13 protein-coding genes are annotated in these 18,761 nt (G+C 54.0%); 4 read left to right on the forward strand and 9 right to left on the reverse strand.

All coding sequences use genetic code 11. The features are described from left to right. Position 1 precedes the first annotated feature (1 nt). Positions 2 to 433: a helix-turn-helix transcriptional regulator gene (locus KF752_00610; protein ID MBX3420032.1), complete on the forward strand. Its 432-nt coding sequence runs from the start codon at positions 2 to 4 to the stop codon at positions 431 to 433. Between the two features lie 7 nt (positions 434 to 440). On the opposite strand, the gene KF752_00615 is transcribed toward KF752_00610, so the two are convergent. After that, the gene (locus KF752_00615; GenBank protein MBX3420033.1) at positions 441 to 1,235 is read right to left on the reverse strand and encodes a transposase; all 795 of its coding nucleotides are present in this window, start codon (positions 1,233 to 1,235) and stop codon (positions 441 to 443) included. 177 nt (positions 1,236 to 1,412) lie between these two features. Between KF752_00615 and KF752_00620 the strand changes: the two genes are divergently transcribed. Continuing rightward, on the forward strand, positions 1,413 to 1,595 hold the full coding sequence (locus tag KF752_00620; protein ID MBX3420034.1) for a hypothetical protein: 183 nt from the start codon (positions 1,413 to 1,415) through the stop codon (positions 1,593 to 1,595). A 25-nt stretch (positions 1,596 to 1,620) separates the two neighbouring features. Here the strand turns inward: KF752_00620 and KF752_00625 are convergent, their stop codons facing one another. Then, entirely contained in the window at positions 1,621 to 6,396 is a 4,776-nt protein-coding gene (locus KF752_00625; GenBank protein ID MBX3420035.1) for a hypothetical protein, read from the reverse strand. 244 nt (positions 6,397 to 6,640) lie between these two features. Between KF752_00625 and KF752_00630 the strand changes: the two genes are divergently transcribed. Together KF752_00630 and KF752_00635 are read left to right on the forward strand one after the other, a co-directional pair. Then, positions 6,641 to 7,525, forward strand: coding sequence for a sensor histidine kinase (locus KF752_00630; GenBank protein ID MBX3420036.1), 885 nt, complete (start codon positions 6,641 to 6,643; stop codon positions 7,523 to 7,525). Next, positions 7,522 to 8,169 carry a response regulator transcription factor gene (locus tag KF752_00635; GenBank protein MBX3420037.1) on the forward strand — a complete coding sequence of 216 codons (648 nt, stop codon included), beginning with the start codon at positions 7,522 to 7,524 and terminating at the stop codon, positions 8,167 to 8,169. Before KF752_00630 ends, KF752_00635 begins: the two co-directional genes overlap by 4 nt. 1,062 nt (positions 8,170 to 9,231) lie before the next feature. Here KF752_00635 and KF752_00640 read toward each other — a convergent pair. The 7 genes from KF752_00640 to KF752_00670 form a co-directional block, all read right to left on the reverse strand. Beyond that, positions 9,232 to 9,717, reverse strand: a complete 486-nt coding sequence (locus tag KF752_00640) for a hypothetical protein (protein ID MBX3420038.1) — start codon at positions 9,715 to 9,717, stop codon at positions 9,232 to 9,234. A gap of 312 nt (positions 9,718 to 10,029) precedes the next feature. Continuing rightward, the gene (locus tag KF752_00645) at positions 10,030 to 13,335 is read right to left on the reverse strand and encodes a type I restriction endonuclease subunit R (GenBank protein ID MBX3420039.1); all 3,306 of its coding nucleotides are present in this window, start codon (positions 13,333 to 13,335) and stop codon (positions 10,030 to 10,032) included. Further along, positions 13,332 to 13,925 carry a hypothetical protein gene (locus KF752_00650; GenBank protein ID MBX3420040.1) on the reverse strand — a complete coding sequence of 198 codons (594 nt, stop codon included), beginning with the start codon at positions 13,923 to 13,925 and terminating at the stop codon, positions 13,332 to 13,334. The genes KF752_00645 and KF752_00650 overlap by 4 nt, the downstream gene beginning before the upstream one ends. Next, positions 13,922 to 14,143, reverse strand: coding sequence for a hypothetical protein (locus KF752_00655; GenBank protein ID MBX3420041.1), 222 nt, complete (start codon positions 14,141 to 14,143; stop codon positions 13,922 to 13,924). The genes KF752_00650 and KF752_00655 overlap by 4 nt, the downstream gene beginning before the upstream one ends. Next, on the reverse strand, positions 14,140 to 15,441 hold the full coding sequence (locus tag KF752_00660) for a restriction endonuclease subunit S (GenBank protein MBX3420042.1): 1,302 nt from the start codon (positions 15,439 to 15,441) through the stop codon (positions 14,140 to 14,142). Before KF752_00660 ends, KF752_00655 begins: the two co-directional genes overlap by 4 nt. Next, positions 15,438 to 17,030, reverse strand: coding sequence for an SAM-dependent DNA methyltransferase (locus tag KF752_00665; GenBank protein MBX3420043.1), 1,593 nt, complete (start codon positions 17,028 to 17,030; stop codon positions 15,438 to 15,440). Before KF752_00665 ends, KF752_00660 begins: the two co-directional genes overlap by 4 nt. A gap of 422 nt (positions 17,031 to 17,452) precedes the next feature. Continuing rightward, positions 17,453 to 18,424 carry a DMT family transporter gene (locus KF752_00670; protein ID MBX3420044.1) on the reverse strand — a complete coding sequence of 324 codons (972 nt, stop codon included), beginning with the start codon at positions 18,422 to 18,424 and terminating at the stop codon, positions 17,453 to 17,455. Positions 18,425 to 18,761 lie beyond the last annotated feature (337 nt).

Genomic DNA, 18,761 nt, shown 5'->3' on the forward strand with positions numbered 1-18,761 from the left:
CATGGCCACTAAGATGCAGTATCGCCTGAAGGGAAAAAGCAAAGACTCCTATCTGGAACTTGTGTCGGAATTCCCATTAGCGTCCATCAAAAGCGACCAGCATCTGTCCGAAGCGCAGAAAGTGATAGACTTCCTGCTCGCTCGGGGCACCCTGAACGGGGGCGAAGAAACATACCTCGATGCGCTCAGCGATCTTGTCGGCGTTTACGAAGACGATCAGCACGCTATCCAGCCGGCTTCCGACGCCGAAATGCTGCAGCATCTGTTAGATGCCAAGGGAATCACCCAGGCACAGTTGAGCCGAGATACGAACCTCCCGAAATCTACGATTTCCGAAATACTCAAGGGGAAGAAGCGGTTCAGTCGGCAAGTGCTCCGCAAGTTGGCTGACTACTTCCAAGTGGATGTGTCGGTGTTAGCGGCGAACCTCTGAAAAAGTCTCATAGAATTCCCACAGCGTGGTTCGATTCCAAACCCGCTGGGATCAACGATCGTCGTTGCTCTTCCCAAGAAACTGGAATACCCTTGCGGAGTTGCTGAAGGCTGATTGTCATTTTGGCATCAAAACGGACGCGGGGGCGACCGCGCGGGCGAAGTGATGATTCCAAGTTCAATCGTTTGGCCATTGATTCTACCCAACTCGTATCTCCAAAAGGACTTCCACGCTGTGCAGAAGTTCGAATTGCCTGGAGTTCAATGTCCGTCAATGCTTGATTCACACGCTCAACCCAATTGGGTGAACGAGATAGAGGCCAAGCTGTCAAGAGTTTCTGGTCAGGTTCGGGCCCCTGAAGCCAGCGAAACAGCGAGCCCCACCGCCAAGCCTCAGCCCGTTTGGTCAACCCAGCACGCAGAGCGTTCCTTTCAACATAGCGGCAAACCGTCAAAAAGTGTTCATTGTCCTGAATCGGAAAGCGCTTGAATCGCCCTTGATAGACGTGCCCTTGACCGGAAGTATGGTAATGGGCGTGATAGCGCATGGTGTGAGTCGCCGTGACCCACCGCAAGAAATCACTCATCGCACCATCCCGATTGCGTCTGAGAACCAAACGCCAATGACTGAGCATCAACTGAAACGAGAACAGAGAAACATCATAGCGTTCCAACCCCTCGGAAAGAATTTTCTCGAAGGCTTCGTAATCCGCGTCTTTTCGAAAGATGATCTGACGGGCATTACCGCGATTCAAAGCATGGTAAAGCCCACCAGCTTCAGCAGCTCGTGGTCGTCTTGGCATTCCAGCCGGTTACCACCGACGCTTGCACCCATCACTGAGTCCTGACCCCTTTTTAATCAATGAGCTGCCAGAGTATCGAGGCAAGACTGCTGTGCTGGTGGTAACGGATCATGGTTGCGGTGATGGACGCGAGGGCTGGAAGAACCACAGTGTCGACCTTCCAGGATCGGAGCATATATGGATCGCAGCTTTTGGTCCTGGCATCGTTGCAACGGGCATCGACAGCGGCAGGAGATTCACCAGTCGCAGGTTGCAGCAACCATTGCCAGTCTCCTGCGACTGGATTTTAAGGCTCACGACCCTCGAATTGCACAAGCCTTACCCATCATTGCCCAAGGCCATGATAATCGTTTGACATAACTCGCTCCAATCCCAAATGATCCGTTCAGGGTAGTTCGAATGAGCCAAAGAATTGATCGACATCAGTTAACCATTCTTTGGAACTCAGCGATTGCAGGTCCCTTGAAACGAGGCTTGATTTGAGTCGAGTCGCAGGACTGGCTTGTGTGCCGGTGAATGTTTCAAACCAAGTGGGCTGGATTTCAAGCTTGCGGTGCGACATCTCTCTGGACCTCCGTACAAGTTGACCTGGGAGTTCTTCCCCATACGTGGAGAATCTGCTGGCGGTGCTTTTATCGGAATCTCCTCTGAGATCGTGCTTCGAAAGTAGGTTCGGTGAAATCACAGCCGGAACGTTGCCTGAACTGCGCTTAGGCAGTGTGCTCAAGTAACCTTTGTCTTTGTCATTACCAGTACTCGTTGACATCATCTGGCCCGCCCCACCGCCTTGTCCCTGACTGGCGGCTGGAATGGAAATATTGGTTAGTTGCGTACTGACAGTCGAGCGCATGGCGCTGATATCAGCAAAGGCTACTGTGCCGTTCTTGTCTAGATCAACAATACTCGTGGCATTCACGATTTGACTGACCTCATGGCGAATGGCTCTAATATCAGCAAACGAGACGGTGTAGATTCCGCCCAACTGCCCTGTTGTTTCGCCAAGGAGATGCCCGATGTAGTAGACTTCAGGAGCTGCCAGCCCCGTGTCATCGTTGGCTTTAATGGTGATTCGCAGCCAGCGATTGACGATCGCAACGTCCGGCCACTCGATAACCACTCGATTCGGCGAACCAGGCACGACAGTAACGGATGATGGAGCAGGTGCCGAAGCCCAATCAACAGGCAGATTGTCACCTTCAATAAATGCACCTTGAGGGCTCATTTGAAACTTAAAGTCGTTGACGCTCAGGCTTCCGGGAAGGTTTTCGATATCGAACACCAAACCGTTGATTCCGCGATTGGAGTTGATTAGGTTGTCGTAACTGAGTGTCTGCGGAGCAATACCTTCTTTGGCAAGTTGCTTGCTAGTATCCAAAGCATTCGACAGGGAACCCGTATCAAACGAAGTGCCATGGTAGTACACAAAGGCACCGCTGACCTCGGCAAAATTCTCGGAATCCCCGAAGTCATCTTCCAGCTCGATCTCACCGTCATATAGATCGTCAAAGTGATATCCATCGCCTGGAATCGGGGTCCCAAGTACAACCGGGATCGAGCCAAGCACAACGTCCGTACCCTCACGTACAAATTGCAGGTCAAAACGATGAGGCACCCCATCGCCGATATACTCAATATAAAATGCTGCAGTTTGACCGGCGGTCAGGCCGTTAAGTGTGCCAGTATGATTGATAATATTTACCCGCGGGTCCGAAGCACGAACAGTGATGTTGACGGCAACGTTAGTAACCGCGTTCTGAATAGCATTCACCACTCCAGCCGATACGCTGCCGGCAAATCCAGATGCGATCTGGAAATAGAATGGATCCCCTGGTGCGATAGGATCAACGGTCCCATTGGCAATGGTGGTTGTCGACTGATTAATGGCTCCGGTCAGTTTCGCGAGGGCCTCCAGCGCCTGTCGGGGATCCAAGTTTGCTTGAGGATTGGTTCCGAGTCCGATCACTAAGGCGCCGAGTGCATTCAAGCCTGTGATCGTCTCCTGAAACCCGGCACCTGAGCCGAAGGGAGTCGTTGCACGTGAGGTTTCTGTCAGATCACTGATGGGTAGCGTAAGCCCGCCCAGTCCCGTGATCGAGGTTTCTCCCTTGGGTTGGTAGGCAAAACCCGTGTCAGTGGCTAACAGGATGACAGGCAACGCACCGGCACGAAATCCTCCGCCACCAATGGTTCCAGCCGCAGGCAAGGCACCGCTGGCCGTATCTACCGTAAAAGATGCAAAGGGCGGAACGTCTCCGCTGTTGCCGGGACTCAATTGAGTTGAACTCAGTCCTGCAGCTCCGCTATCCAGTACAGAACCATTATTATTGCCGTCGAACCCCAGCCCGGTTACGAGTTGATATAGGGCTTCAATATCAGTTTCCGGCTCGTCTCCACCGTATCCCGGAGCCGTACGATCGAGGGCTGATTGAATGGCGGCCTCGTAGCCCGGTGTACTAGAGCGGACAATCGGCTGATTCAAGATGAACGGACGACCCGTCGAATACTCGGCAGCGAAATTCGCATATTCCTCAAAACGACCCACGCCGAAACCAAGATCAATTCCCGGCAGTAGACTTTGTAACTGAGCCATAATTAACGGGAAGGCGCTGCGGACGATAGGACTGTTGTAGGTAAAGCTGCCTGTATCATCAAACAGCAGGAAGACGTCGACCAGGTTGGTTAGACCGCCGGAGCCAGGTAAGGTAATCGTCACATTTTGAGAGAAGTGTTCGCCGTTCTCAAGCGACCGCGTGATACTTAGCGGTGTCACATTACCAACGGCTAGATTACTGACACCATCTGGCCATAAGTCACCGCCGATGGTCGTTGGAGAGGTCCCAGTGTGACCGTTTTCGAGCACTGTTCGAACAACATACGCCCCCGGTGACAAATCTAGGAATGCATACGAACCATCAATTGCCGTCAGGGTTATTGGCTCGCCCGGGTCCCAACTATTGTTGCGATTCAAGTCGATGAATACCGTCGTACCGGCGATCCCGGTCTCGCCCGCATCCCTCACGCCGTTCGCATTAGCGTCATTGAATTTTATGCCGTGAATCTCATTAGGGCGGTAAACGTCAGCGAAGTCGACGCCCGTAAGACTCTGTCCCCCCAATACGGATACTGCATGGACTAACTCACTGGATGGTGTGGCACTCAATCGCGGTGGCAATACCTGGCGAACATTGTAGTTGCCTGCAGCGAGGTGAGTGAAGCTATACGTACCGGCCTCATTGACTGAAGGAGTAAAAAACTGGTCTGCAGACGATACTGTCGATGGTTCGTCAAGATCGAGCGCTTCGTTACCGTTGGTGTCCAGATAGACGACAATACCTGCCAGCCCCTTTTCAATGGTGTCCCGAATGCCGTTCTTGTTCGAATCAGCAAACACGGTCCCGGAGATTGCTGAATCGCGAACTTGCTGTTCGCCGAAGTTGATGTTGGAGACGTTTTCGCCATTCTTTAGTGTTAGCGATCGCGTACCGCTGATTGGCGACGTTGCATGCCAGCCACTTCTTGGCTGAATGACAATCGTTATTGAGCCAGGCGTTACGCCGCTGATGGTAAAGGTTCCATTTGCTGCAGTAACTGCCGTTGGTTCCGTAGGATTAGCTACGCGGTCACCGTTGACGTCAACATACACGGTCCAATCTGCGGATCCCGGTTCAGTGATCGGCGATACATCGCGAAGGCCATTGCCATTCATATCATCCCAAACCAATCCACTTACCGTCCCAAGAACCAATGTGGACAGATTAAAATTGGCGAAATCAGGAGCGATCGACGTGGCACCTGAATAGACTTGAACCGTGTGATTGTCACCATAGCCGGGTGCTGTTTCCCATCCCGAGGGAACGACCTCGATGAGATTGTATTCACCGATTTGCAAATCGGAAAACAGATAGGTGCCATCTGCGGTCGTTAGCGCCGTCGGCTCACCAGCGTCGAGCGCTCCGCTGTGATTCATATCCAGAAAGATTGTCCAGCCTTGCAGTCCAGGTTCAACATAGGCCCCGAGGACAATATTGCGCACTCCATCGCGATTCACGTCATTCCAAACGGTACCCCTGATAGCCCCATTGAGTACTGTGAAATTTGCAAAATCAACATCACTTGTCGTTTCGTTGGCATTTACATTCACGATTTGCTGAACTGAGTATCCAGGAGCCAATGACCACTCTGACGATGGCAAAATTTCGCGAACTCGATGGCTGCCACTGATAACGCTCGGGAAAATATAATTCCCCAAGGTGTCGGTGGCCGTAGACATTTCCGTTACATCGAGAAACCCATTATTGTTGTCGTCAATGAATACTGTCCAACCTTCCAGCCCTGGTTCAATTGGTAAACCCGTTTCAAGATCGAATGCTCGGTCACCGTCTCTATTCTGGTCATTCCAGACAGTCCCAGTAATAGCACCATTGATCGCAGAAAAGTTCACGAAATCCAGTGTAACGGTTTGCAGGGCTTGCACCTCTGCGGTCTGCTTGATATCGAAGTCGGTATCCCAACCGACAGGCAGTATTTCAGTCACTTCGTAGTCGGCTGGGGGGACATCGGTAAACCGATAGAAACCCTCCGAGTCTGTCACGGTAAACGGTTCGGTCGCATCGAGCGACCCGTTTGTATTGATGTCGAGAAAAATCGTCCAGCCTACGAGCCCTGGGTCCGTGATGTCACGAATTCCATCTTGATTCAAGTCGTTCCAAATGGTTCCCTCAATGGTGCCGCCGGCAAAGTTGAAGAAGTCGATCTTGTCGACACTTTGACCAGCCGTGAACATTACATCGCGGGAGGTCGGGGCGGTAGGGATCCAACCTGGCTGTACTACTTCCGCCACTCGATAGATGCCGGAAGGACGTCCAACCATATTGATCTTGTAGTCACCACCGGCATTGGCAACCGCAAATGGCTCGGATGACCCGTCAGGCAGATTGTTCAGCACGCCGTTTTGATCGATATCGACGAACGCCGTCCAACCACCCAGCGTGTTGTCCGGCGCACTTTTTATGCCATTGGCATCCACATCGTCGTAAATAGTACCGGTGATATCCGCAGCAAGCAATTGGCGAATCTCCAATGCCTCTATGCGAAGCCCTCGCTTGAGATTACGACGCTTGCCATTGGAGACTTTAGCCTTCGAATGGTTGAACAACTTCACTTTGTACCTCTACCTTCGTCGATTGACGGGTTTAGACATTTGCCATTTCGATGGGGTGTGTAAAAATTTGATACTTGGTTCATGCGAGGTCACAGGATAAAGCAGATCCTATGGTGGCAAATTTGGTTTCTTGGAAGACTACGAATGATCATATTGCCCTTGAACGTGCTAAACTATCGGCGAGAACGGTAATCTTTCGGCCCGCAGTCAGCGCTGCGCCTACAGACGACAAGTAGAGATTCTCATGCTTTCATTCTCACCAGCAGGAATCATGCGCTGGCCGCCATGGACAATCGGATTGGTGGTTGTCGGAATCGTCTTGACAACAGAGTACATTGTCATGCTGATCATTCCGCGTGTTCTACCGGAGGGCACTCCTGATTGGTTGGACGCGCTGGTGGATTCAGTGCTACTTTCGTTGATCGTTTCACCTGTTATGTGGTGGGCAATTGTTGGCCCGCTCAAAAACCTAAACCAAGTACGCGAGCGGTTTATCGCTGCCGTCCTGACTTCGCAGGAAGAAGATCGGCGACTCATCGCCCGAGAATTGCACGATAGTACAGGACAATCGCTAACGCTGCTGGTGACCAGCTTGCGTTCATGGCCGCCACCGATTTCTGATGAACAGCGGCAGCGTCTCAGCGATCTGTCGCAGATCGCGCAGCAGACTTTAAAGGAAATAAAAGACCTGACGCAGCTTATTCGTCCGAGTCTCCTGGATGATTTGGGACTAGCGGCAGCTATGGAGCGAGTCACGACGACCGTTCAACGACATCATCCAATAGTGGTCCACTTTGATGCAAAACAAATGGAGGGGCGTCGCTTGGATGGGAATGTGGAAACAGCCTTGTTTCGCATTTTCCAAGAGGCCGTGAACAACGCAGTAAAACACTCAGGAGCTAGTGACCTTTGGATCGAACTGAGCCTGACGATAGGTCGAGTCACGCTGGAGATCATCGACAATGGTAGAGGCATTTCGCGAAGCGCGAGTTCATCGAGCACATTCACAGGTATGGGGATCGTCGGCATGCAAGAAAGAGCTAATCAGCTGGGAGGGAAATTGACCATCGTCACAGGCAAGCAAGGAACACGTGTGTCCGTATCGTTCTCCGTAGAGGCCGGACAATGAGCAAACTCCGCGTCATGTTGGTGGACGACCACACGGTCTTACGGGCTGGCCTTCGCCTCATAATCAATTCCCAGGCTGATATGGAAGTAGTGGCTGAAGCGAACAATTGTAGTGATGCGGTGACGCAAGCGGTGGCCCATCAACCCGATGTCATGATCCTGGATGTAACCTTGCCTGGCGGAGCCAGTCTTCCGATCATCGGTGAAATCATGGAACGGGGAGTCAGAACCTATGTATTGATGTTGACCATGCACGATGATGCAGCCTACGTGCGCGCAGCCCTCGCTGCAGGAGCCACGAGCTATGTCGTGAAGACAATTCGTGAACAAGATCTCCTGCAAGCGATTCGCGACACAAGTCGTGGACGCATGGTCGTCGACTTGGATGACGAAGAACTCAATGCAAGTGTTTTCCGGTCATTGTTGCAGCCCGGAACGCGGCGTGGTTACGCTACTCGATTAAGCGCGCGGGAGAGCGAGGTTCTAAGGCTTTTGGGTCAGGGCTTCGCAAACTCGGAAATTGCAGAGAAGTTGGACCTCAGCCCAAAGACCATCGCAACCTATCGCGCGAGACTAAGCGAGAAACTTGGCCTCAGAACGACTGCGGATTTTGTCAAGTTTGCATCTGATACTGGAACCTTTTAACCCGCCTCAGTAGTACCCTACCGCTGATGCATGAAAGTGCGCTTATTGCTCCCTATGTTTTCTTGTTCACGCGAGCCTCGACACTTTCGCTGTCCGCTACGGCTGTTGCCACGTCGGAATCCATCGCGATCTGAAAATATGAAAGTTAGCGATGTAAATGTTAGGTACACACACGATTTCGAAAGCATTATGTTCAATTAACGTCGTAAAGCCTTTGCCATTGGAGGGCTACATAACTCAGGCTGCCGCCATCCGAACGCAACAAGCGGCTTCCCAAAAAATAGAGCACCGTTGCGAGCTCTTGTAGCCGCTTCCACTAAACGAGTTTGCACCATCTCGCATGGTGCGACAGACCCCGGCAATGCCCGGGGTTTTTCATGCGCAGGCTGGGCCGCTTGCGACTGGTTGCCAGTCGAAGCGTGCGCGTGCTGCGCCGCATTTTGCGCCGCCTTGTCTTGGCTCGTTTCGGCAGGTGTTGTTGCCCGCTCCAAGTCGGCGTTAGTCACGTCCACGTAATGCCGCATCGCAACGGCTTGGGTATTGCCCAGCCACTTTGCGACCACGGCCAGCGGGAATTGCCGGGCCAGCTCGGTTTCGCAACTCGCCCGCATCGAATGCCACAACCGGGGCCAGGCTTCCAATCCGGCGCTGCGAACGATTCTTTCCAGCGTGGTTCGCAGGTTTGCATTCACCCAGCCACCGGGGCCTTGGGCGCGTCGCCGATATTCTTCGGGAATTATGTACTCGGCCCCTTCAGGGGCTTGTTCCCCAAGCCATTTCCAGAAACGGCCGCACGGAGGGAAACAACGGAATCACGCGGTAGACTCGGCCCGCCAAGTGTTGCGTCTTGGGGCTGGGCACGGTCAACCGACCGCGTTCCCAATCCACATCTTGCCATCGTAGGCTTAGCGCTTCGCTCGGCACACGCAGACCGGCGAATGGGGACAGGGCAATAAGCAGCTTCCAAGTGCTGTTGGGGCGTGTTCGATTACCCGTTCCACGTCGGCCGCAGGGACGTATGCCCGCCGCTCCGATGCGTCGCCCTGTCGATGCCGGACAAACTCAAACGGATTCGCTTCTGTCAAGCCTTGCCGCTTTGCGTGGGCAAAGAACATGCGGGCATGGCGCAGCCGCTTGTGAATCGTGATTGCCCGAAGGTCGGCCGCCAGCATGGATTGCCGCAAAGGCTTCGCCCTTTGCCGGCGTCACTTCCGCGATTGGACAATCGGCCCCTAAGAATTCGGTCAGGGCGTCGATAACCAACCCCCAGGCAATCAGACTGGCCGGCTTGTAGTCGCCCGTGTGGGCCGCTCGCCAAGATTGAAGAAATGCCCCCAGCGTTGCCGCCGGTTCGGCCTCAGGCGGAAGTTGCAGTTTGCCGGCTCGCCGTTTACAGGCCACACCGTCAACGATCAGCGGGCAGGTAAACCACCATCGCTGGCCGCCGAATTGCGTCGGAGTGGTTTGCAGCCGCACGGGGATTCGCTCGTCTTGGCTGCCTGGCCAGCGGTAATGCAGCGTGATTGTCGGCACGTCGTCCCAGGTCACTAAGTAGCCGACCGAAGACTGGTTGCCGCTACGGCTATTTGTCCTATGCAGCTCATCCGTTCGCCCCTTGGAACATCGGGCCGCGAAAGTCCCGCATCGCCACCCCCAGCGATTCTGCCACGGTTGATTTTCGCTCTTGCCATCGAAGCCAATCGCCGCTTCCCATTCCGCCCATATCGGCCCCTTGACCCCCGAGGGATTTGGCCGAAATCAATTGGGTTTGGTGCACTCGCCCGCCCGCTTTATTGTACCGGCTTCGTCCCCAGGATCATCGCGTCTACGTCAGTGCGGGCTGCGTCGGCATCCTTAGGCTCACGCCGATTCGTAGATGCTCTGCCCTTCACCGGGGTAGCTGTCGTAAACGTGCTGGTAAACGGTATCGCATTTTTGCTGGTAAAGTTCCGGGGTAAAAATCCGGGGCAGGTCGTCCAGCACCGTTTTGACCGTGGAAAACACATCGGCGCGGGTCCGCAGTTTTTTCCGCCAGTCCAGTACCAGCTTGGCTTCCTTGAGAGTTTGCAGCAGCTTCCGGGCGACCGACTTTACTTGCTTCTTGTCCGCCGCTGTCATTTCGATTTCCGGCTTCATCAGAATATCGAAAACGGCCAATTCCTCCTCGGTCAGTTGCTCCGATACGCCCCGCTTTTCCTCTTCGCTCAATTCCTGTGTGAATGACAGCAGCTTGGCGAAGAAGGTGTCAACGTCCAACCCCTTGTTGTACTCTTCGATCAACTTTTTGAATTTTTCCAAGAGGTCAGTTCGGGTCTTGTTCAGTTGCACCATCGCCGTCAGTTTCTTGCTCACGGCACTCTTGAGCTTTTCGGCCTCGGTGTGCTTGCGACCCTTGGCGAAGTGGGCCTTGAGCGCCTCGAAATCAATCTGGCTCAGGTCGATGAGCGATGATTCCTCCGTGGCGTGGATAACATAGCCGACCGTGGCGATGGACTCATCCAGCAGCCCGCCAACCTTTTCCATCAGGTCGTCAATGCTGGCTTCCTCTGTGAACGACCGGATTTTTTCCGCCAGCACCGCAAGGCAGGTTTTGACGGGTGCGAATTCGTTGGCCTTGGGATCGGGCAGTATGGCCTTGTACAGCCGAACGACCTGACCAGAGAGCGAAATATATTTCTTTTTCAATTCGTCGTTCAGGATGATCTTTTCCACCGAATCATCGACGGCGGCGACAACCTGCTTATCGACCAAGTGGGTAGCGGCATCGTCAAGGAAGGCGACCCGCTGAAAACCCGCCGCCTGCAAAATGGGAGTAAGGTTGACGCCCCGCTCCGTGCAAAACGCCGTCGCCTCGGCAATCGCTTCGATCAGGGCGGCGACCAGTTCCTCTTTCTTCTGGATCGGGCATTCACCCTCTTTCACCCCGCCGCCCGACGATGAACCGTAGATGGCCAACGCTTTTTGCAAGTCACGGAACACGCCGACGTAATCGACAATCAGCCCGTTGTTCTTTTCCCCGAAGACCCGGTTCGCCCGTGCAATGGTCTGCATGAGCGTGTGGTTCTTCATCGGTTTATCAAGGTAGATCGTGGAAACACTGGGGGCATCGAACCCGGTCAACCACATGGCACACACGAACACCAGCCGGAAAGGATCGTCGGCGTTTTTGAACTTGGTTTCTAGGTCTTCTTTGACCATCCGTTCCCGGTGCCGGGTAATATCGAAGCCCTTTTCCTTGAAATAATCGACTTCGTTCTGCTGCCCGGACACCACCACCGCCATATCGGTGGTTTCCATGTAACTGATCCTCTTCCTGAGCTGCTGATACTCTGCTAAACCTGTTGTATCGATGCCTTCGGCAGCCAGAGCAGGCAAGTCGAGTTCCGCATTGGTCACCGCGCCACCAAGCAACCTCGATTTCATAGCAGCTAGATCAGCTTTCAGGTCAGCCAGATAAGCCCCCCAATGCTTCCTTACCTTTTCGTACATCTTCACGGCCGTCAATTTGTCGATGCAAATGACCATCCCCTTGCCTGCCCCCCCAGAATCAGACACAGACCGGCCCATGAAGTGAGCAACCAAATCTTCCGCCACTTTCTCAAGGCGGTCGTCACGGGTAATCAGGTGGTACTCACGGGCGAACTCCCGCTCTAGCTTTTTTTCCTGCTCATCATCCAACTCGGCCTGTTCGATCAGGGCTTCCAAATCTTCCTTGAAGTTCTCGTTGGCCAGTTGCAGTTCGGGGATACGGTTTTCGTAAAAGAGGGGGACCGTGGCCCCGTCTTCGATGGACTGGCGGAAGTTGTAAATCGAAACGTAATCCCCGAAGACTTCCTTGGTCTTTTCTTCCCCCGCCATCAACGGCGTACCCGTGAAACCGATGAATGCCGCCTTGGGCAAGGCATTCCGCATGTTGAGGGCCAGCGTGTCATATTGTGAACGATGGGCCTCATCGGTCATCACGATAATGTCGCTGCGGTCGGAGAGCTTCGGGTACTTCTCGCCCCGCTTCGTTCCGAATTTCTGAATGAGCGTGAAGATGAAGCGGTGGTCTTCGGACAACAGTTGCTTGAGATGCGCCCCGCTGTCGGCTTGGCACTCTTCCGTAGCGGCGGCGGTATTGCGGAAGTTTTTGTAAATCTGGTTATCGAGGTCGTCCCGGTCGGTGACGACAAGGAAGGTCCAGTTGCCGGGAATCTTTCGCAACACCTTTTGCGAAAAGAAGACCATCGAAAACGATTTGCCGCTCCCTTGAGTGTGCCAGAACACACCCAGCCGCCCCTGATTTTGTTTTATCTTTTGCAGGGCATCGACGGAGTTGTTGACTCCCAGATATTGGTGATTCTTCGCCGTCACCTTCACCAGCCCGCCCTTGGACTCATCGAACACGGTAAAGTTTTCGGTCAGGTCCAAAAAACGGGATTGCTCGCACGTCCCCCGGATCACCGTTTCCAGCGATATGATGCCTTGCTCGCCTTCGCTGTTGATCCGCTTCCAATCGGAAAAATGCTCCCAGCCCGCCGTGACGCTGCCGACCTTGGCTTGGCTGCCGTTCGACAAAATAATGAGCGAGTTGAACCAGAACAGTTGCGGGATCGTCGCCTTGTAATCCTTGAGGTTGTGTTTGTAGGCGTGTTCCAGCTTGCCGTGGGATTTTTTCAATTCGATGAACAAGAGCGGCAGGCCGTTGACGAAGCCGACCAGATCGGCCCGGCGTTTGTAGATGTTGCCGGATACCCAGAATTGCGAAGCAAGGAAGTAATCGTTGTTGTCGGGGTCGTTCCAGTCGATCACCCGCACCGTCTCATCGGCTTCTTCGCCGTCGTCATTTTGAAAACTTACTCTCACGCCATCCTTGAGTAATTTGTAAACTTCCCGGTTGGCATGGGCGAGGCTCATGGCACTGCGATCCTTCGCCAGTTCGTCCATCGCAAGTTGCACGGCATCGTTGGCAATACCGGGGTTGAGCTTCTTGATTGCCGCCCTCAGCCGGGGCCAGAGGATAACGTCGCCCGTGGTTTCCCGGCCCAAGGTGGAATTCCCGCCTGCTGAATTGGCCGGGCCGACTTTTTCGTAGAAGCAATTGGCGGACGGCCAGCCCAACTCGTCAAAGAGGGCAATCGCCGGTTGTTCCACCAAGGCGTTCTCGGAATAGTCCGTGCTCATGGTTTCGCCTCATCCACTCGTTTTTGAACCAGTGCCCACTCTTCAGCGACACCCAGCTTCGCCGCCCATTGCGTGATGTATGACCGGTCCAGATTATCCCTCAGCAGCTTCATCATGCCGGCGATGTCGCGCAAATGTTTCTCGCTCACGCCACCGCCCAATTGAAAGTAGACCAGCTTGTTCAGCAGTATGTCCTCCGGCGAGCCGAACCAAGCATCATATTCCCCTGCGCTACGAACACGCTGGACGCGAAGTGCTTCATTGCGCGCAAACTCGCTCTCCTTGGGAATGAAAACATCAACCTTCAAGCCCGAGGCAGGATGAATGATGTTGAATTGTGAGTGTCGGGTGATGGCGTCATGAACCGCAGATTCCGACAGGTAATACTCCGGGGCCGCGAACGTGGCACACAGCAGCGGCACATGCTGCGCGTTCAAGTCGGCCACCATGTCGATGTCAATCGTTAATCGCGGCTCACCGTAGGCCATGCTGGCCATCGAACCCACCACCCGATAGGCGATGCCGTGGGATTCAAAGAAGGAGGCCATGCGTTGCATCAGTTCAAATGGTTGCAACTCGGCTGGATTCATGACTCCACCACTCCATGACTCATCCGGCGAGCGATTTCCCGGTTGACCTGTTCTTCGTTCCAATCCGGATGCGCGGTGCGAATCGCGCCGCGAACAATCACCCGAGCAGAAGTCCACAGCCGACCGGCAATCCGTAATCGCTCCGTTGCGGTCTTGTTGCGCAGTATGTCAGCCATCGTGTCGTCGATCATCTCAAAGCGTTGCAACAACAAATTCATGCTTCGGCCTCCACCAGCGGTTCCCCGGTTTCTATGTCGAGTTCTTCCACGTCCAGTTGCCCGCTAATCAGCTTGGGCAACAGCAGGTCACGGGTTGTTCGCAAGTTGCGATTCTTATTGGCAAGCGTGAACACCTGTCGAAACAGCGACTGCATCGTTGCCGCAAACTCAGCAAGCGTTTTGCTGTCCGGGTGTGCAAAGAAAAACGTGTCGAAGCACTTCTCCTGTACCCGTTGCCGCCCCGTGGCCCCGCTCATGCTCTTAATAGCATTGTCACGGAAGGGATCAGACCGGGCGAGCAAGTAAACGAATTCTGGACATACTGTCTTCGACCGCAATACGATGAACTCGGTCGAGCCAAAGGCAACGGCGGGTGATGATTCTAAAAACTGGACAAAGGCGGTCTTGCCGTTCTCAAGGCAGGGTGTAATACGGGCGAAGAGGGTATCGCCATTCTGGAATTTTGAGCCACTGTTACCCGTTCGCATTTCCACGGCGGCAACGTCGATCAGCATGGTATTGTGAGGTACGGCTCCCATTGAAACGAACGATTTCTCACCGTCCTTTGGCACCGTCACTTTCGGATTCACAAAAATGGCATCCTCCACTTTGACGACTTCCCACCCCTCTGGAATCTTGCCCAGCGGGGAGTTGATTAGTTTTACTTTTTCGTGGCCGGGGAAGCGGAAGTTGACGAACCATTCGCGGTAAATCGCTTGGGCCATTTCTTCCAAAATGGCGATCCGCCGGGTGTTGTTCTCAATCAGGTCGTCATACGCCGACAGCACCCCGGCAATTTTGCGTTGGGTGGGTAGCGGAGGTAGCGACACTTCCAGCAATGCAAGGCTGTCTTGTGATATGTTCGTAATTGCCGAACCACCGGATAGGTTTTTCAGCATTTCACGATATTGACCCGAACGAAGTTGGTAAACGAGAAACAGGCGATCCACTTCGATGGATTCAACCCTAAATCGAATTACGAAGCCGCAATGCAGTGCGAGGTCATCGTCCCTTGTCGATAGGCTAACGAGGCCGATTCCATCACGCTTTACAGACGAACGGACAAAGTAAAGATCGCCCCTCTTTACGGTGTATCGTTCTCGATTGCGAATATCTGGCAGTGATACTCGGTCTAAAGCCGCAAAGTTGATGTGTCGTCCACTCGTGAAAATATCCTTCACGTTGATAATGGCGAACGAATCATCGCCATCGCCACCTTTTTGGTCCTTCGTGAAGTTCACGCCGTTACGAAAAGTGCCAAGCTCACCCAAACGATGTGTCGTAAAATGCTGGGTCATGTTGCCGCCTCCAACAGCTTGGCAACATTGTCCGCAATGCGTTCCTCAAGCTCACGGGCTTCGCTGTTGAGAACTTCCAATTCTTCGTTGAGTTCTTCCAGCCGCTCGGCAAAATCAAAATCATCGTCCCCCTTGTCCGCCACGCCGACGTAGCGACCGGGGTTGAGACTATAACCTTGGGATTCGATTTCCTTGAGCGTGGCGACCTTGCACAGCCCGGCAATATCGGCGTACTTGAGCTTGGGAAACGTCGCTTTCAGATCGGGTTCTTCGCCGGGGAAATCTTCATCATCGCCAGCGATGAATTCGGGCGATTCGCCCCGGTACAGGCGGACGATATTGGCGATGAACTCAATCTGCTTGGGGCTGAACGTGCGGTGGGCACGATCCACCTGCCGGAAGATATGCCGGGCGTCAATAAATAAAACTTTGTCCTTGCGGTCGGTCTTGGCTTTGCCCTTGTCCAAAAACCAGAGGGTGCAGGGGAGCGTGACGGTATAAAAAAAGTTGGGGCCGATGGCGATCATCACATCGACGGCGTGGGCTTGCAGCAGCTTTTTGCGAATCTCCATTTCCGATTGCCGGGCATCGGCGGCGCTGTTGGCCATCACGAAGCCCGCCCGGCCCTTCGCATTCAAGGCGGAATAAAACAATTCGATCCACAGGTAGTTGGCGTTGTCGGCCTTGGGCATTCCCAGCGGAAAGCGGGGATCGTCTTTGATTTTTTCTTTATCAACCTTATCCACGTTGAACGGCGGATTGGCCATCACGAAGTCGAACTTGCCGACCGATTCGTGCAAATCTTCGTAGTAGGTGTTCCCCTGCCGAATGTCGCCAGAGAGGGCGTGAACGGCAAGGTTCATCAGGCAGAGTTGCCGGGTTTCATCGACCCGCTCTTGCCCATACACGGAGATTTCGACGCTGGGGTTGTGCTTGTGGGCTTTGATGAAATCGGCGGACTGGACGAACATACCGCCCGAACCGCAGGCGGGATCGAAGATGCGCCCGTGGTACGGTTCGATGATTTGCACAATCAACTTGACCAGCGAAGTGGGAGTAAAAAACTCCCCGCCCTTTTGCCCTTCGGCACGGGCGAAGTTGCCCAGAAAATACTCGTATATTTTGCCGAAGGTGTCCCCCTCGGCATCGACCGCCAGTTGGGAGAACGTCTTGAGCAGGGCGACCAGCGTGGAATTTTCAATCTTGGTGTAGCTCTTGGGCAGCACACCCTTGAGTTCTTCGTTCTCCGCCTCCACGGCCTTCATCGCTTCGTTGATGGCCTTGCCGATGTTCTCCCCTTCCGGCAGGGCAAGCAGATGGGAGAAGCGGGCCTTCGGCGGCAGGAACATGACGCCCTTGGCCTGATAATCTTCCTTGCCAATGCCCCGCCGCCCGGTCCCGCCGTTTTTCTTGGCAAATTGGGCCGCCAGTTCCCTTTCGGCCTGCGTGAAGCGGTGGTCGGCGTAGCGGAGGAAGATCAACCCCAGCACGGGCACGGAGTATTCCGACGACTTGAGCTTGCTGTTCGCCCGTAGCTCGTCGGCGGACGCCCAGAGGCGTTTTTCAATTTCGGTATGGTTGTTGGCCATTGGTCCGGTGTTCAGAGGTTTCATGCGTACAAAACCTGTAGTTTACCCACCTGCCGGGCGACTTGGTACCCAACGGCATTGCCGGACCATTCAACCCACAATGCCGCTGGCGATGTTGCCCAGTCGATTTCAGCCGCCACGGCGGTAACGTCGAGCTAAGTCAGTTAGGCCTTGAGCACATCAAAAAGAATTTTCGATATGCGATACTGGACATCTTTAAGTCTACTACCGATGACCGGATTATTCGCTCGCGAGAGACCTGGTGGAAATTGGTACTTGCCACCCGTGAGCATGGCTACAACGGCAATTAGCTGTGCACACTAGTCTTCAGAAAACACATGAAAGCCCAATCTTAGCGACCGCAGAAGTTGTGTTGACAGCGCGAGTGTCTCAGTCAAACGCGCCAGGTGCGGCGTGACCTGTCAATCATTACCGAATTTGTTGTTGGCCGATGAAGATTGATCCAATGGTCGGTGACTGGCTGTCGACGCGCGGGCAAAATTAAGTGGCTTGCCAAACTTGAGGATGCCTGTTGTCAGGCTGGTTCCTAACAGGATCAGACTGCAGCCAATCACGATGGCCTGCTTGGGCGACTCGCCCAGAAACAGCCATCCCCAAAGATTGGCGAACAGTGGAATCAGATAGGCAACGGCCATAGCGTTGGTTGGCCCGCTGCTGGCCAGCAGTCGATAGAAAATCACATAGGCGATGCCTGTGCAGCCCACCGCCAACATCAGCACGCTCTGCCAGCTCGCCATGCTGGGCTGGACGGCGGGCCAAGTCACAAGCGCGGGGGGCACGAGCAGCAGGCTAGCCAAGAATAGACTGCCGGTGGCGGTGGCCAGCGGCGCAACGCCTACCAGGTACACTTTGGTCAAATTTCCGGCCAGGCCGTAACAAAATGTGGCGCCCAAACAGGCGCTGATGGCCCACATGATCTGATACAGGTGGCTACCTTCCTTGAGGCTGGCGCTGTCCCAGGCCAGATAGACAACGCCGGCGAACCCCAGTATCAGTCCAGCCAGTTGCGACCGGCGCAAGCGATCACCCAACCACAGCCGCGCAATCATCGCTCCCCACAACGGCGTGGTTGCATTGAACACCGATGCTAGGCCGGCAGAAATTGTCGATGAAGCGTAACTGTAAAACAAAAACGGCAAGGCAGAATTAAACAATCCAACGCCGGCAATCGGCCGCCACGACTGGCAGATCTGTCTGAGATCCCCGGCGCGAATCAACATCAACACTGGACACAGAAAGCAGCAGCCACCGACCACGCGAATGGCTGCAATCGGCGTCGTGCCAAACTCACCAACGCTTTGACGCATCAGAGGAAACGAGGCTCCCCAAATTGCGGCCAGTGTCAGCATTCTAATAGCGTCTGAAAACTTCATGTCAGTAAACCGTTCCACCGTATACCCGGGTGACCCGGTAAACTGGCATTGGGCTGGCAAGCACCAGCCCATGTTCTCGGCTATAAGCTAAAGGTATCGCAGCCGGAGCGTTGCCACATACAAACATCAGTCGAACGTCTCCTATGCTACTGAAATTGGTGCCTCAAAGCGAGGACTATTTGGATGAAGTACAAGAACGATACTGTTGGCGGCCGGCACTTCCAGCCAAAGGACAATGCTGGAGCCCGCTAAGTTCGACCTAAAAATGGGTAGGTTTCCAGCTGGTGTAAATCAGGGCCGCCTAGTTGCTTTTGGGGTCAAAACGAGTTTACAATCA

The organism is Pirellulaceae bacterium, from assembly GCA_019636385.1.
In the GTDB taxonomy this organism is placed as follows: Bacteria; Planctomycetota; Planctomycetia; order Pirellulales; family Pirellulaceae; genus Aureliella.

Coding starts and splice junctions, on each gene's coding strand:
- KF752_00630 (MBX3420036.1), top strand. CDS start 6,641: ATGCTTTCATTCTCACCAGCAGGAATCATGCGCTGGCCGCCATGGACA.
- KF752_00635 (MBX3420037.1), top strand. CDS start 7,522: ATGAGCAAACTCCGCGTCATGTTGGTGGACGACCACACGGTCTTACGG.
- KF752_00645 (MBX3420039.1), bottom strand. CDS start 13,335: ATGAGCACGGACTATTCCGAGAACGCCTTGGTGGAACAACCGGCGATT.
- KF752_00660 (MBX3420042.1), bottom strand. CDS start 15,441: ATGACCCAGCATTTTACGACACATCGTTTGGGTGAGCTTGGCACTTTT.
- KF752_00655 (MBX3420041.1), bottom strand. CDS start 14,143: ATGAATTTGTTGTTGCAACGCTTTGAGATGATCGACGACACGATGGCT.
- KF752_00610 (MBX3420032.1), top strand. CDS start 2: ATGGCCACTAAGATGCAGTATCGCCTGAAGGGAAAAAGCAAAGACTCC.
- KF752_00620 (MBX3420034.1), top strand. CDS start 1,413: ATGGATCGCAGCTTTTGGTCCTGGCATCGTTGCAACGGGCATCGACAG.
- KF752_00650 (MBX3420040.1), bottom strand. CDS start 13,925: ATGAATCCAGCCGAGTTGCAACCATTTGAACTGATGCAACGCATGGCC.
- KF752_00615 (MBX3420033.1), bottom strand. CDS start 1,235: ATGCCAAGACGACCACGAGCTGCTGAAGCTGGTGGGCTTTACCATGCT.
- KF752_00670 (MBX3420044.1), bottom strand. CDS start 18,424: ATGAAGTTTTCAGACGCTATTAGAATGCTGACACTGGCCGCAATTTGG.
- KF752_00665 (MBX3420043.1), bottom strand. CDS start 17,030: ATGGCCAACAACCATACCGAAATTGAAAAACGCCTCTGGGCGTCCGCC.